Raw genomic sequence first — 14,281 nt, forward strand, 5'->3', positions numbered from 1 at the left:
GAAAGGAAAACATGAACGCGCCGGATCACCAATACGAAGACCTTTTGCGCGAGATACTGCGCGAGGGGGTGCCAAAAGACGACCGCACCGGCACCGGCACCCGTTCCCTGTTCGCCCGACAACTGCGCTATGACCTGAGCCAAGGATTCCCCGCCATAACTACCAAAAGCCTGTATTGGCACGGGGTGGTCGGGGAACTGCTGTGGTTCCTTCAAGGCAACACCAATGCTACGTGGCTGCAAGAAAACAACATTCACATCTGGGACGAATGGGCGGATACGGATGGCAATCTCGGGCCGGTTTATGGACACCAGTGGCGCGCTTGGCCCACCGAGGCGGGCACGGTAGACCAGATAGCCGGTCTGATTGAAACCCTGAAAACCGACCCGAGTTCGCGGCGAATGGTGGTTTCGGCCTGGAACGTATCAGATTTGCCCCGTATGGCGTTGGCTCCCTGTCATATGTTCTTCCAATGCTGGGTGGGAGCCGGGCGGCTATCCCTGCAGATATACCAGCGGTCTTGCGACATGTTCCTAGGAGTGCCCTTTAATATTGCGTCCTATGCCTTGCTGACCCACATGCTCGCCCAGCAAAGCGGACTGGAGGTCGGGGAACTGGTGTGGACGGGAGGGGATTGCCACATCTATAACAACCACGTCAACCAGGTGCAAGAGCAGCTGAGCCGCGATCCCTATCCCTTCCCCACTTTAATCTTGGATCAGGCACAGTCGATTGACGACTACACCTTTGACATGATTCGCCTGGAAAACTACCAGCACCACCCCCGAATTTCGGCACCAGTGGCAGTGTAGGCAGCGAATAATAAGGATGAAAATGTCGCAATATTCAGAAAATCGCAAGGGAACCGGGCTGGCGCCTCATGCAGCCGGGTTCCCCGGTACTTCTGATAGCTCAACTGGTAGCTTCATGCCCTTTGATGCTGATAGAATCCCTGTTGTGCAGTCTCGAGCAGGAAACGGAATAGGTACCCTGGGCGTAATTTGGGCCGAAGATTGCCACCACGTTATTGGTGCAGGTGGAGGAATGGTCTGGCGCGTTCCTGATGACCTTAGATTTTTCAAAGAAACCACTATGGGATGCCCTGTAATTATGGGTACGGGTTCTTTCAAAGCACTCGGAGAGCCACTCAAAGGTAGGCGCAACATTATCTTGACACGCCACCCATCCGCACTCGCAGACTTCACTCGCGAAGGGCTAATAGAAACTGCCTCTAACTTAGACGATGCGATAAAGTTATGCGCCGGAACCAAGGAAGTGTGGATTACCGGGGGCGGAGTAGTGTATCAGGAAGTAATGGATGCGGGAATAGCCGATTTACTGGTGGTTTCACAACTGGATTTAATAGCACCCGTACCTCCGGACGCGAAAGTCACCGTGGCTCCGGTCATTGACCCACAGCGCTGGCAACTGGATGAGTCACGCTCGGACGCAACATGGCGACCCGTATCCGGGGATGGCGCCTGGCGTGTGCAGTATTACGTGCCACGCTGAGGCACACTCGAATCCCCCACTACCAGGTTTGCGCGTGCTGTAGCTAGGCTTGCCCTTATTTGATACCCATCCGACGCAAGGCTTGTAAGGCCAGTTTCATCACTCGCGCATACTGTTCCTGAGATAAACCCAAAATCGGGGCGATAGGCACAGCGCGGGACTGTACCGCGATGGTTTTGGCCTCCATATATTTGCGGATACCCTCGATACCGTGACGCCGGCCAATCCCAGATTTCTTCCAACCGCCCATTGGGGCATCAACCGAACCCCAAGCGGCGGTGAACCCTTCGTTGACATTCACGGTACCGGCTTCGATATGTCGCGCCACCGCGAAGGCATGGGCGGGTTTTCCCCACACAGAGGCGTTCAGCCCGTACTCGGTGTCATTAGCCCGAGAAATAGCCTCTGTATCCGTGTGAAAACGATACAGGGATACCACCGGGCCAAAGGTTTCCTGGTTGTAAAGGGTCATTCCCGGCTTCACACCTTCCAGAACTGTGGGTGCGTAAGCCGTTAGCGCAATCTGCGGGAGGCGATGTGCTCCCACCAGGGGGATCGCACCTTTGTCCAGAGCGTCTTTCACCTGGGTTTCGACCACTTCCAGATGCTCGGGTGAAATCAGCACTCCCATATCAACATCCCAATCACGCGAGGTGGCAATGCGCATCTTACGGATGTGTTTCATGAGGTGCTGTTTAAATTCCGCGTAGATGGAATCATGTACGTAGAGACGCTCAATCGAAACGCATAACTGCCCCGCGTTAGAGAATGCCCCCCTGATTAGCCCTTTCACGGCAGCATCAATGTTGGCGTCATCCAGGACAATCATGGGGTTTTTCCCCCCGAGTTCCGCGCTAAGTCCAATCAAATTTTCCCCGCACTGTGCTGCGATAGACCGCCCGGTGCGAGTGGAGCCGGTAAACATCAGGTAGTCGACCTGGTTGATAAGTGGGGTTCCCAACTCGGAGCCGCGACCGGGCACAATCGTGAACAGATCCGGGTGTAATCCTGCCTTCACCATCAAGGCTTTGGCCGCAATCACCGTCAAGGGAGTGCTCGAATCCGGTTTTGCTACCACCGCGTTACCGGCCGCGATAGCTGCTAGCGCATCGGAAATTCCCATTGCTAACGGATAATTCCAGGGGGAAATCACACCCACCACGCCCTTCGGGGAATACGTCACCGTGGTTTGGGTCAGGATTGGTAGTGCCCCACGTCGTCGCTCGGCGCCAATTGCCCGTCGCAAGGTTCGTGCATAGTAGCGACAGTTAATCGCCACATCTTGGATTTCATCAAAGGCGTGGTACCGAGATTTTCCAGTTTCCCATTGAATAATGTCCAGCAAAGCCTCACTGTTTTTCCACAGTAGGTCGTGTAAACGTAGCAACCATTTTGTGCGCTGAATGGCGGGGGTTTTTGCCCAGCGTTTTTGCGCTAGACGTGCCCGCGCCACGGCACGGTTGAGGTCTTCTGGTGTTGCCTGGGGCACCCCCACGGTTTCTAGCCCCGTAAATGGGGACGTGACGTGGCGCAGGGGTGCGTCTGTCGGCAAACCTACAATTTCGTGGATATTTCTTACAAGGAGGTGAAAAACATCCGCGAACCACTCGGGTGTTATTTCCTTTCCAGCGACCCCATCAGCAGGAATATAAAGCATTTATACTCCCGCACCTAGTTTGTTCTTCCGACTCCCAGCAGGCGCTTTCCGCGACGGAACAACACCACCTTGCCAGGCAGGACATCGTCTTGGGTGACTACGCGACCTTCATCCGCGACCTTCTCGTTGTTGATATAGGCTCCGCCCGAAGCAATGGTACGTTTAGCGGCGCCAACTCCCTTTTCCAACCCGGAGGTAACCAGCAAATCCAGGATTGTGGTTTCCCCGATTTTGACTGGCGCATGGGGTAAGTCGGCAGTAGCGGCCACCAGGGTGTCTCCGTTCACCTCCCGCAAATCACCACTGCCAAACAACGCGGCCGAGGCAGCCTTTACTCGCGAGGTTTCTTCGGCTCCGTGCACCAGGGCAGTTACGGCTTCGGCCAGCGCCTTTTGGGCAGCGCGCGCGCCGGGATTCTCGGCGGTTTGACGCTCCAAATCCTCGATTTCCTCGCGACTCATGAACGTAAATACCTTTAGGAAATGAATCACATCAGCGTCTTCCACATTCAACCAGAACTGGTAGAAAGCGTAGGGGCTGAGCATCTCGGGGTCGAGCCATATCGCGCCACCCTCTGATTTGCCAAATTTGGTGCCATCAGACTTGGTAATCAGCGGGGTGGTCATCACATGGACGTCCGCGCCTTCAACCTTGCGAATCAAATCCATTCCACCCACCAGATTGCCCCACTGATCGTTACCACCCGTTTCCAGAGTGGCACCGTATTTGCGATAGAGCTGAAGGAAATCGTTGGCTTGCAGAATTTGGTAGGAAAACTCGGTGTAAGAAATTCCTTCTTCGCTCTTGAGGCGACGCGCCACCGCGTCTTTGGCCAACATAGTGCCCATCCGAAAGTGCTTACCCAAATCACGAAGCAAATCGATAGCGGACAGCGGTTCGGTCCAATCCCGGTTATTCACCATACGAGCCGGATTGGCACCGTCAAAATCCAGGAATTTGCCAATCTGAATCTTGAGCTTCTCTACCCACTCGGACACCGTTTCCTTATCTTGCAGTTGTCGCTCCGCAGTCATCCGAGGGTCACCAATCAACCCGGTAGCCCCGCCTACCAAGGCAATCGGGTGGTGCCCCGCCAACTGCAGGTGACGCATCATAATCAGCTGCACCAAGTGTCCGTGATGCAAGGAAGCCGCCGTGGGGTCGAAACCACAATAGAAGGTCACCGAACCCTCATTCAAGGCCGCGCGTAGCGCCTCTAAGTCCGTGTGCTGCTTTACCAGTCCCCGCCATTGCAGTTCGTCTATCAGGTCACTCAACGTTTTACTCCCTATATTGTTGTCGTGAAGTTGCCACCAAGTTTATGATACCGGTTCAACGGTATTGCGGCTCTTGGCCTGAACCCAGCGGTAGCTAAGTACGGTAATTCCGACGAATACCACCAGGCCTACTATCTTGGTGATGTCTTCGAAGCCATCAGGTATCACGGCAAGCGCATCGGGATTACCGGTACCACCGATGATTCCAGCATTAAGGATACCGAACAAGGAATCCCCCACTATCAGACCGGTGGCCAGCAACACCCCAAGACGCTTGGAGCGTTCCGAATCAGCTTGTCTCTGCGCCCAACGGTCATAGTACATCCCAACGAAAGCGCCAATCACAATAATCAAGGTGGTGGTGATGTTCAGGTACATGCCCATCCCCACGGCCAAAGGCGGCAGGTGGAAACGAGTGAAACGCCCCAGGATTTCGTCGATAATCACCACTACTACCCCGATAATCACACCCACGGCAAAGAGGTTCCACTTCATGTCCCCGCCAAAGATACCTTTCGCAATGGTGGACAACAGAATAGCTTGGGGAGCTTGCAAGGCAGTGTCTTCATCTACGCCTTCCATGCCGGCGAATCCGAAACTGGTCATGAGGAGCTGTAATACCGGCGGGATGATAAGAGAACCGAAGACTACGCCGATAATCAATGCCACCTGCTGACGCCACGGGGTAGCCTTGACCAGTTGACCGGTCTTCAAATCTTGGAGGTTGTCATTCGAAATCGTGGCGATACCGAAAACAATCGCCGTAGTGAACAGAGCATAGGCCGTGAGATGCATAGCCTCCGTCGCATCCTTAGACCCGCCGGTCACCAACAGAATCAACAGGGAAGCCGCGATAATCACCAGGATACCCACCCCAGAAATCGGCGAGTTAGAAGCCCCAATCAAACCGGCCATATAACCGCAAATACTGGCAATCAGCAAACCCAGCACCAACACAAACACGATACTCAAGGCAATCAATGTCCACAAGTGGTGTGAAATCTCGGAGCTTCGCAGGAAATTCCACAGCAAAAACCCGGTGGGAATCATGGAAACTAAGGTAATCAGAGCCACATATTTGAAAGGAATATCCTGTTCAGTCAAATCCAACGTCTGACCCGAAGCGCGCCGACGTGAGGAGACCAAGGATTCTTTCATGCCCCGGAAAATCGGACCGAGAATCTTGATCAAGGTCCAAATAGCCGCCACAGCCATCGCCCCGGCTCCAATCATGCGTACGTCTTGGGAAAAAACTGCACCAACAATATCGGGAATTTCCCCGCCCTCAGCCAGCTTATTCGGAGTCATTATCGGCAGTAACACCGCGTAGGATGTAAAGAATCCCACCGCCATGGCGATACCAACCATCGGTCCGACCAGGTGCCCTACCCCCAACAGAGCTAACGACAGAGAACCGCCCACCATGGTGGCACCGCCCCCCACTCGGAAGTACGCTGTTAGCGTACCGGCCATGACTTTCATTGCCGCCAATAGCGAGACCAACGCAGAGGCTACGCCGCCCCAGATAATCACCAGCAAGCCACGTTTGTTTTCCTCAACCGATCCACTTTGGTCGCCAACCTTCAAGACTTCGGCGGCAGCCACACCTTCCGGATAAGGCAGGTCAGAGCCGGTAACCAGGGCGCGACGCAGCGGAATCGAGTACATAACACCCAAAATCCCACCAATCATGCACACGGCAGTGGTTTCCCAATAGGGGAAACCACTCCAGTAGCCGACCATTACCAAACCGGGAATCACAAAGATAATCGCCGAGAGTGTCCCGGCCGCCGAGGCTATCGTTTGCACGATGTTGTTTTCCACCACGGTGTGATTTTTGAAATAATGCAGCACCGCCATAGAAATGACCGCTGCCGGAATCGAAGTAGCAAAAGTCAAGCCGACTTTCAGTCCTAGATAGGCATTCGCGGCGGTAAAAATCAAAGTTATCAACCCACCCAGGATGATACCCCGGATGGTCAATTCCCTGACGGGATGCGTGTTTTCTTTGGGAGTTCCGGTGCTCATAAGCGGTTTCTCCTAACTGGTAGTTTACTTACATTTTTTCTAGCCTCCCGTACCGCGAACACGTCGCCGTCAGAGACCTTCAACTCGAACACCCTACCACTTAATGGCGCAAATCCTTGCTTTCTTCAGCGGCTTCAACCTGCTAACACGCAAAATACGAGTGAAAAATTCCACCCAAGTTACACAGCCAAATGCTTGTCTCGGGGAACTGTGAAAAGTTAAAACACCAAGGTTAAATACAAAAAAGCGGACATCCTCGTCCGCTCCGCGTTTGCCGTCGTCCCCCTTAGCGATTAGCAAACATTTCCTCGCGCATATTCGTGGCATAAGCATTAGCCAGCACCACGTCAGCGTAGATAGCCTCCGGTTGCTCGGTTAGCTTCTTCCACATCTTCTTAATTTTCATCTCTGTCACCCCCTTTCGGGCTTGTCCTACAACTTCGCCAGGCAACGCTCTAACTGACAACCAGTTTTTTACAACCAGCCATAACTTGTCTGACATCTACAGTTTAGCGTGTCATTCACGCTGGAGCAACTCATGCACCTGCTATTCCAAAGTAATCACGAATGGCAGTGAGGATGGGATAATCCGCCGGGAGCCAACGCAAGGAACTCGGAGCCGCCAAGTCCTCCCACTGCAAGGACAAATGCGCCGCACCGGGAGCCAACACCATGTCCAATCCCAGCCGCGCCAGATAAACATACATGTCGTATCCCCCATGCGCTGGCCAAATCCCGGGCAATCGCGAACCCAGCTCCACCTCGAGGGACAGCTCCTCGCGTAACTCGCGGCGCAAAGCCTGTTCCGGGGTTTCACCAGGCTCGGTTTTTCCGCCCGGAAATTCAAAAAATCCCCGCCATTGTTCGGGATAAGAACGCTGCGCCCCCAACACCCGCGTCGGGGCATCCAGGTCATCTAGAATCGCGGCCGCGACCACTATCCGAGGTCTCCCCCGCACCGAAGCTCCCCCGCCAGATAAGCTCTCTCCAGGAACCAGCGATTCACACGAAGAAGCTCCCTCCGATTCGGATGGCACCTCATGAACCCGCGATACCCCCACAACGCACCTCACGTTAGGCACCCAGCCATTCCAAACGCACCCGCGCGGCCGAAATCTGTTCCGCGACCCGCACCGGAGCCGTACCCCCCGCGCCGCGCCGCGCCGAAACCGCGCTCGAAGCCGACAGCACGTCGCGCACCTCTGAGGTTAAAGCCGGATTCACCCCCGCAAAATCTGCATCGCTCAAATCCTCCAGGCCGCACCCCCGCGACTCGGCCAAAGCCACGCAAGCCCCAGAGACCTCGTGGGCACGTCGGAACGGCATCCCCTGTTTCACCAGCCATTCCGCCACGTCAGTCGCCAACGAGAACCCAGCCGTCGACAACGCTTCCATCCGGTCATAGTGCAGGCGCATCGTCTCGACCATGCCCGTCATGGCTGGCAGCAGCACCTCCAGGGTGTCTATCGCGTCAAACACCGGCTCCTTATCCTCTTGCAGGTCGCGGTCATAGGCCAGGGGTAAGCCCTTGAGCATCGCCAGCAGCCCCGTCAAATCCCCAATCAGGCGTCCTGCCTTGCCGCGCGCCAGTTCCGCCACATCCGGGTTCTTTTTCTGCGGCATGATACTCGACCCAGTGGAATAAGCATCATCCAAGGTCACATAGTCGAATTCGGCAGTGTTCCAGATGATGATTTCCTCAGCCAGACGCGACATATCCACTGCAATCTGGGTCAGAATATAGAGGAACTCGGCCACCCCGTCACGCGAAGCCGTGCCGTCAATCGAATTTTGGCAAACATTGGCAAACCCGAGTTCTCGCGCCACTAATTCCGGGTCGAGCCCCAGGGTGTTCCCCGCCAGTGCTCCCCCGCCATAGGGCGAGGCATCGTTGCGTTTGCGCCAATCCGCCAGGCGCTCCAAGTTGCGAATCTGGGGCCAACAATGCGCCATTAACTGGTGGGCAACCAGCACGGGTTGCGCGTGTTGCATATGGGTACGCCCGGGCATCAGGTGATTTTCGGCCGCCTCAGCTTGGTTGATGAGGGCATGTGCCAAGTTCATGAGTTGCTTGCCGAGGTGGCTGGCCGCGTCGCGCAAATACATCCTTATCAGGGTGGCAATTTGATCATTTCGAGACCGCCCCGCCCGCAGCTTTCCACCCAGTTCCTCACCCGCGTACTTGTCTTCCAACAAACCACGTTCCAAGGCGGTGTGAACATCCTCGTCCTCGGGGGAATAGGTGAAGGCACCACTGGCTACGTCTTGACGCAGGTGTTCCAAGGCGGCCGTTAACGCTAGATATTCGTTGTCAGTCAACAGTTTCGCCTCATGCAAGGCCTTGGCATGAGCCAGAGAACCTTGCAAGTCATAGTCCGCCAGCCGCCAATCGAAATGCGTGGAAACAGACAAGGCTGCCAACGCCTCGGCGGGCGCTCCCTGGAAACGCCCGCCCCACAGTGCAATCTTTTCACTCATTACCCTTAAGTTTCCCTTCTTCGCTTAGTTTAAGGTTATATTTTATCATCTCATAGGTTCAGCTGTATCAGTAATAAACTTACGCCCAGCAGGTGAAAATTTATATTTGTCAAATAGTTGTTCTTCTATTTCGGATATTGATTTATTCCACTCAATGTTAGAAGTCGTCGAAAAATCTTCTAAAATGGCTCTTTGCTTTTCAAGGCTTATCGGTAATATCAGTGTTAAACACTAGCCTGTGACCAAACAAAATTGGGGTTGCGGCGGGATGACCGCCGCAACCCCCCCTGGCACCTCATGAACCCGGAAAACGAACCGAGCAACCCGGAAAAGGAACTCGGAAAGCCAAGTCAGGAACTCACCAATTACAGGTGGGAGGCCGCCAGCTCGATGCCCTTACCGAAACGCACATCCCGCGCGGCCGCCAGCCGAGACTGCATCCCATAGATTTCAATAAAACCTCGAGCAGCCGCTTGGTTGTAGGTATCCCCCGAATCGTAGGTAGCCAACTTAAAGTCATAGAGCGAAGCCTCGGAACGGCGCCCGTCGACAACCGCACGACCCGCGTGCATCACCATGCGAATCTCGCCGGTGACATATTCCTGGGTAAAGTCCACAAAAGCATCCAAGGACTTCTTTAACGGGGAATTCCACTGCGCCTCATACACCAAATCCGACCAAGTCGGCTCCACCCGCTGACGCTTGTAACGCAACTGCAGCCGCTCCAAAGTCAGCTCCTCGAGCGCCTGGTGGGCAGTAATCAAAGCAATCGCTCCGGGCGCTTCATAGATTTCACGGGACTTAATCCCCACCAGACGGTCCTCCACCATGTCGATACGCCCGATACCCTGCGCCCCCGCCCGGCGGTTCATCTCTTGGATAACCTGCAGCGGGGTCATTTTTACGCCGTCAATCGCCACCGGAATACCTTTTTCGAAACTAATCACAACTTCGTCGGGAATGCCAGCAAAAGCCGGATCATCGGTGTAGTTGTACACGTCCTTAGTGGGAGCATTCCACAAGTCCTCCAGGAAACCGGTTTCAATCGCACGCCCCCACACGTTTTGGTCAATCGAGAAGGGATTATGTTTGGTGGTTTCAATCGGTAAGTGGTGTTCCTCGGCATAAGCAATCGACACGTCGCGTTGCAAAGACAAGTCACGAATTGGCGAAACACAATCCAAATCCGGAGCCAGTGAAGTGAAAGACACCTCGAAACGTACCTGATCATTGCCTTTACCGGTGCAACCATGCGCCATGGTGGTGGCACCGAACTGTTTCGCCGCCATCACGAGGTGCTTGGAAATCAACGGACGACTCAACGCCGAAACCAGGGGGTATTTCCCTTCGTAGAGGCCGTTGGTACGCAAAGCCGGCATACAGTAGTCATTGGCGAATTCATCCTTAGCGTCGGCTACATAGGCTTCTACCGCGCCACAATCTAGGGCACGCTGTCGGATAACCTGCAGATCTTCGCCACCCTGACCACAGTCAACGGAAACCGCGATTACTTCCACATCCAGCTTTTCCTTCATCCAGCCAATCGCCACCGAGGTATCCAAACCACCGGAATAAGCCAGTACAATGCGTTTCTTTGTCATGATTATTTCTCCTTTGTCTCTAATTACGAGGTCTCTAGGCGGGAATTCCCGCAACCCACACCGAGTTTCTTCACTCGCTGTAGAGCGCAACACTCCGGATTTAGCGGCTGGTCATGTTTTGCAAATCTGCACATAACTTTTCCGCTTCCTGTGGTGTGGCGCAAATTACCAGTACCGTGTCATCCCCGGCTACACAACCCAGCACCTCCGCCAGATTCTCTTTGTCGATGGCGGCAGCCAGTGCTGGGGCAGCAGCTGGTGGGGTACGCAGCACAATCTGATGAGTCACCGCCGTAGCGCGCACCAACAGTTGCGCACACCAGCGTTCCAGGGTTCCCGGCAATGGCAAGGGCGATTCAACCTGTTCCGGGGTAGTGCTAAGTGCATAGCGCTGGTTGCCGTCGCGATCACGCACCTTAACTGCGTGCAGCTCGTCGAGGTCGCGCGACAGTGTGGCCTGGGTCACAGCGAATCCCTCTGTTTCCAACAGTTCTCGCAGTTCTCCTTGAGAACGCACCACCCGTTCGGTCAATAACTGGGAAATCGCGGCGTGACGCGAGATTTTACTGGGCAGGCCTTTGACTGGATTCTCACTCAAGGCTCGCTCCCGGATGGTAGGGATTTTGAGTCGCATTTTGTCCTTGCGCAATCTGGTGGTCAATATTTTGAACCACCCGGTCGATAATCTCGGGCAGAGACTGGGTAAACATCCGGGTTTGCGGCGCGGAAATAATCAGCGGCGGAGCCAGACGCAAGGTAAAGGTATCTGGGGCATCAACCAGGAAGCCTTCGCGGAACAATTCAACGGCCAATGGTTTCGCCACCGGGTTTTTCAGCCCGATTCCCAACATCAAGCCGCGCCCGCGTACATCCGAAATCAGGGGGTGGTGCAGTCCCATCAGCTCCCGAGTCCAAATCTCGTTGACTTCCACGACATTGGTCAACAATTTTTCTTCCTCTATCGTGTTGATAGTGGCGAGGACGCTGGCCGCTGCCAACGGGTTTCCCCCGAAAGTAGAGGAATGCAGCCCGGGTGCCAAGGCCGTAGCGGTGGTGTCATTCAATGCCAGGCACGCCCCCACGGGGAATCCCGCACCGAGTCCTCCCCCCAAAGTTACGATGTCCGGGGTAACCCCGGCCAAGTGGTGCGCCATCCAGGTTCCGGTGCGACCCATACCACACTGAATCTCGTCGAAGACCAGCAGCGCACCGGCCTCGGCAGTTACATCACGAGCCAGGCGCAGGAAGTGTTCGGATAGCACCCGCACTCCCCCCACACCTTGGATGGGCTCGATAAACAAAGCGGCAATATTGCGACCACGTTCCCCCTCGAAGGCGCGTTCCAGCGCGGCCATCGCGTAGGGAATGAACTCGACCGCAGCCGGCAGCGGCAGAAAGGGCTCACGCAGGGCTTTCTTGGAAGCCAACGATAACGCTCCCATGCTGGCACAGCCGTGGAAGCCGTTTTCCATGGCCAGGATGCGAGTGCGCGGAGGGTCGTTGGGGTGTTCATGAGAGGCTTGCTCGGCATAGACGCGTACGATTTTGAAAGCAGTCTCTATAGATTCTGAGCCCGAGTTGGTGAAAAACACGCGCGATTCGGGGGCAGCTCCACCCGGTTCCACGATGGACAGCAGTTTCTCGGCAGCCTCTATCTGTACCGAGGAAGCCACCGCATTCCCGACGTGCCCTAGGGTTTGCGCCTGAGCGGTCAGAGCTTCCACCACATTCGGGTGGGCATGCCCCAAGGAGTTCACTCCGATTCCCCCGGCCAAGTCGAGGTATTGGTGACCATATTCGTCCCACACGAAACACCCCGCCCCGCGAGCCATCACAGTGAGCGGATGCCCACAGGCGTTCATCACCGCGTCTTCAAAGCGCTTAGTCCAGTTAGTGGCCTGCATCGATTCCCTCCCGTGCCTGGTGTCTCTCACCCCCAATTGTACATTATTATTCAAAGATTCGCATATTTATACTTTTGTTTGGATTTGAGGCCAGCACCTCATGAATCCACATTTCCAAACTCACCGTGGATGCCAGCCCGATACGGCCTTAACGAAACCTCAGCCAGCTGACTGAGCCAGCATCTCCCGGTATTCAGCGGCAGCACTGCGGGCGGCATCCTGAGCATCGCCACCCACCCCAAGGACTGGCAGGATTCCCAGTTTCAGCAAAGTACGCACCATGGGCGGACCGGCATGACCGGACACCACCACGGAAACCTGATTTTCCCGCATGAACGAAACGATTCGGCCGTGATGCGAGCCGTGTGGCCCCTGGTCGTGCCACACGTCCCAGCCCACGCCTTCGACTCGCCATTGCGAGAGTTTACCGTCCGGAGTAACGCTGGCCACGGCGATTTCTCGGGCACGCCCCAATCCTCCGCCAACTGTGGTGCCGTCGACGTTTACTGCCACCACCAGGGCTTGGGTGGGGGCGGGTGCATGAGGTGCCAATTGATTCCTTAGCCACTGTGCTTCCTCAGCGGCATTCATTAATTCTCCAGTCGCGACGTTGCGAGAACGAATATCTAGTTTCATGTCCATAGTCGTGCCTTGTATCCGTTTTGGTTGCAGTTAGCTAGTCGCCCAGTCCGGTTTCCACTTCCCGGGCGGTTTTGACCCACTCATGGTCGGTAGGTACAAACTTGACTTTACCCGCGATTTTCTCCAGGGGGACATTGACCGCATTTCCCCCTTTGGTAGCAATCATAACCCCGGTAATGCCGTCAGCCACAGCAGCTGCGCCCGCCGCCCCCAGGCGGGTTGCCAACAAACGGTCAGCGCCCACCGGGGTGCCACCACGCTGCACATAACCCAGAATGGTAACCCGGGATTCCAACCCGGTCATGGTTTCGAGTTTGCGTGCCAAATCGAAAGTAGCCTCGCGATGCGCATCGGTCAAGCGATCTTTGTTGTGTTTAGCCAGAGCTTTGGTTTCTGGGGAATCTGCATCCTTGATTAGCTGGTCGGCGATGCGAATACGCTGAGCATACTCCACGTCCATCGCGCCTTCGGCTACGGCTATAACCGAGAAGTGTTTTCCCAGTTTCTTGCGGTGTTCGATTTTCTCGACAACTTTTTCGATATTGTAAGGAATCTCGGGAATCAAAATAATGTCAGCCCCCCCAGCGATTCCGGCACCCAGCGCCAGCCACCCGGCACGGTGTCCCATGATTTCCACCAAAATAATGCGATGGTGGGAGTGAGCCGTGGAATGGAGCCGATCTACCGCCTCGGTAGCGATTTCCAGGGCGGTGGCAAAGCCAATAGAGTTATCGGTACCCCAGATGTCATTGTCAATGGTTTTCGGCAGGTGCACCACATTTATCCCGGCTTTTTGTAAGCGCAAAGCATTTTTCGCGGTTCCGCCCCCACCCAGGGTCACAATGGCATCGAGCTTGTTTTTCTCGTAGACCTTGAGGATTTTCTCGCTCATGTCTTTTTCAGATTCGCCCACCTGCATGCGATGCACCTTGTCACGAGAGGTACCCAGCACGGTACCCCCCTGAGTCAGAATCCCGGAAAGAGAAGAGGAATCCAAGGTAACAAAGCGATTTTCAGCCAAGCCCCTAATCCCGTCGAGAAACCCAATCAGTTCGATTCCATATTCACCGACAGCAGCTCGACCAAAACCGCGAATCGCTGCATTCAAACCGGGGGCATCCCCGCCCGCTGTCAAAATCCCAACTCGTTTTACCATTAATTCCCCTCACTTAGTGCTCTCCG

12 protein-coding genes are annotated in these 14,281 nt (G+C 55.1%); 2 read left to right on the plus strand and 10 right to left on the minus strand.

Features of this window, described 5'->3' with window-relative positions:
• Positions 1-11 precede the first annotated feature (11 nt).
• Both HMPREF0577_RS05170 and HMPREF0577_RS05175 read left to right on the plus strand, forming a co-directional pair.
• The gene (locus HMPREF0577_RS05170) at positions 12-812 is read left to right on the plus strand and encodes a thymidylate synthase (RefSeq protein WP_004012671.1); all 801 of its coding nucleotides are present in this window, start codon (positions 12-14) and stop codon (positions 810-812) included.
• A gap of 145 nt (positions 813-957) precedes the next feature.
• Positions 958-1,512 (plus strand): dihydrofolate reductase, encoded by a 555-nt coding sequence (locus HMPREF0577_RS05175; RefSeq protein ID WP_370444836.1) that lies wholly within the window; start codon positions 958-960, stop codon positions 1,510-1,512.
• 55 nt (positions 1,513-1,567) lie between these two features.
• Here HMPREF0577_RS05175 and HMPREF0577_RS05180 read toward each other — a convergent pair whose 3' ends face one another.
• The 10 genes from HMPREF0577_RS05180 to HMPREF0577_RS05230 all read right to left on the minus strand — a co-directional run bounded on the left by HMPREF0577_RS05180 (position 1,568) and on the right by HMPREF0577_RS05230 (position 14,255).
• Positions 1,568-3,064 (minus strand): succinic semialdehyde dehydrogenase, encoded by a 1,497-nt coding sequence (locus HMPREF0577_RS05180; RefSeq protein WP_231282727.1) that lies wholly within the window; start codon positions 3,062-3,064, stop codon positions 1,568-1,570.
• A gap of 119 nt (positions 3,065-3,183) precedes the next feature.
• The gene (gene tyrS, locus HMPREF0577_RS05185; RefSeq protein WP_004012674.1) at positions 3,184-4,446 is read right to left on the minus strand and encodes a tyrosine--tRNA ligase; all 1,263 of its coding nucleotides are present in this window, start codon (positions 4,444-4,446) and stop codon (positions 3,184-3,186) included.
• A gap of 42 nt (positions 4,447-4,488) precedes the next feature.
• Entirely contained in the window at positions 4,489-6,474 is a 1,986-nt protein-coding gene (locus HMPREF0577_RS05190) for an OPT family oligopeptide transporter (RefSeq protein WP_004012675.1), read from the minus strand.
• A gap of 536 nt (positions 6,475-7,010) precedes the next feature.
• The gene (locus tag HMPREF0577_RS05200) at positions 7,011-7,412 is read right to left on the minus strand and encodes a (deoxy)nucleoside triphosphate pyrophosphohydrolase (RefSeq protein WP_004012677.1); all 402 of its coding nucleotides are present in this window, start codon (positions 7,410-7,412) and stop codon (positions 7,011-7,013) included.
• A 136-nt stretch (positions 7,413-7,548) separates the two neighbouring features.
• Positions 7,549-8,952, minus strand: coding sequence for an argininosuccinate lyase (gene argH / locus HMPREF0577_RS05205; RefSeq protein ID WP_004012678.1), 1,404 nt, complete (start codon positions 8,950-8,952; stop codon positions 7,549-7,551).
• Between the two features lie 365 nt (positions 8,953-9,317).
• On the minus strand, positions 9,318-10,553 hold the full coding sequence (locus HMPREF0577_RS05210) for an argininosuccinate synthase (RefSeq protein WP_004012680.1): 1,236 nt from the start codon (positions 10,551-10,553) through the stop codon (positions 9,318-9,320).
• Positions 10,554-10,653: 100 nt separating this feature from the next.
• Positions 10,654-11,151 (minus strand): arginine repressor, encoded by a 498-nt coding sequence (argR, locus tag HMPREF0577_RS05215; RefSeq protein WP_004012681.1) that lies wholly within the window; start codon positions 11,149-11,151, stop codon positions 10,654-10,656.
• Entirely contained in the window at positions 11,144-12,457 is a 1,314-nt protein-coding gene (locus HMPREF0577_RS05220) for an acetylornithine transaminase (RefSeq protein ID WP_004012683.1), read from the minus strand. Before HMPREF0577_RS05220 ends, argR begins: the two co-directional genes overlap by 8 nt.
• 159 nt (positions 12,458-12,616) lie before the next feature.
• Complete coding sequence (locus HMPREF0577_RS05225) at positions 12,617-13,099, minus strand: NifB/NifX family molybdenum-iron cluster-binding protein (protein ID WP_004012684.1); 483 nt, start codon at positions 13,097-13,099, stop codon at positions 12,617-12,619.
• A 34-nt stretch (positions 13,100-13,133) separates the two neighbouring features.
• Positions 13,134-14,255, minus strand: a complete 1,122-nt coding sequence (locus HMPREF0577_RS05230) for a 6-phosphofructokinase (RefSeq protein ID WP_004012685.1) — start codon at positions 14,253-14,255, stop codon at positions 13,134-13,136.
• Positions 14,256-14,281 lie beyond the last annotated feature (26 nt).

The sequence above is a fragment of the Mobiluncus mulieris ATCC 35243 genome (assembly GCF_000160615.1).
GTDB lineage: Bacteria > Actinomycetota > Actinomycetes > Actinomycetales > Actinomycetaceae > Mobiluncus > Mobiluncus mulieris.

Coding starts and splice junctions, on each gene's coding strand:
- HMPREF0577_RS05190 (WP_004012675.1), bottom strand. CDS start 6,474: ATGAGCACCGGAACTCCCAAAGAAAACACGCATCCCGTCAGGGAATTG.
- HMPREF0577_RS05225 (WP_004012684.1), bottom strand. CDS start 13,099: ATGGACATGAAACTAGATATTCGTTCTCGCAACGTCGCGACTGGAGAA.
- HMPREF0577_RS05230 (WP_004012685.1), bottom strand. CDS start 14,255: ATGGTAAAACGAGTTGGGATTTTGACAGCGGGCGGGGATGCCCCCGGT.
- HMPREF0577_RS05170 (WP_004012671.1), top strand. CDS start 12: ATGAACGCGCCGGATCACCAATACGAAGACCTTTTGCGCGAGATACTG.
- HMPREF0577_RS05220 (WP_004012683.1), bottom strand. CDS start 12,457: ATGCAGGCCACTAACTGGACTAAGCGCTTTGAAGACGCGGTGATGAAC.
- argH (WP_004012678.1), bottom strand. CDS start 8,952: ATGAGTGAAAAGATTGCACTGTGGGGCGGGCGTTTCCAGGGAGCGCCC.
- HMPREF0577_RS05210 (WP_004012680.1), bottom strand. CDS start 10,553: ATGACAAAGAAACGCATTGTACTGGCTTATTCCGGTGGTTTGGATACC.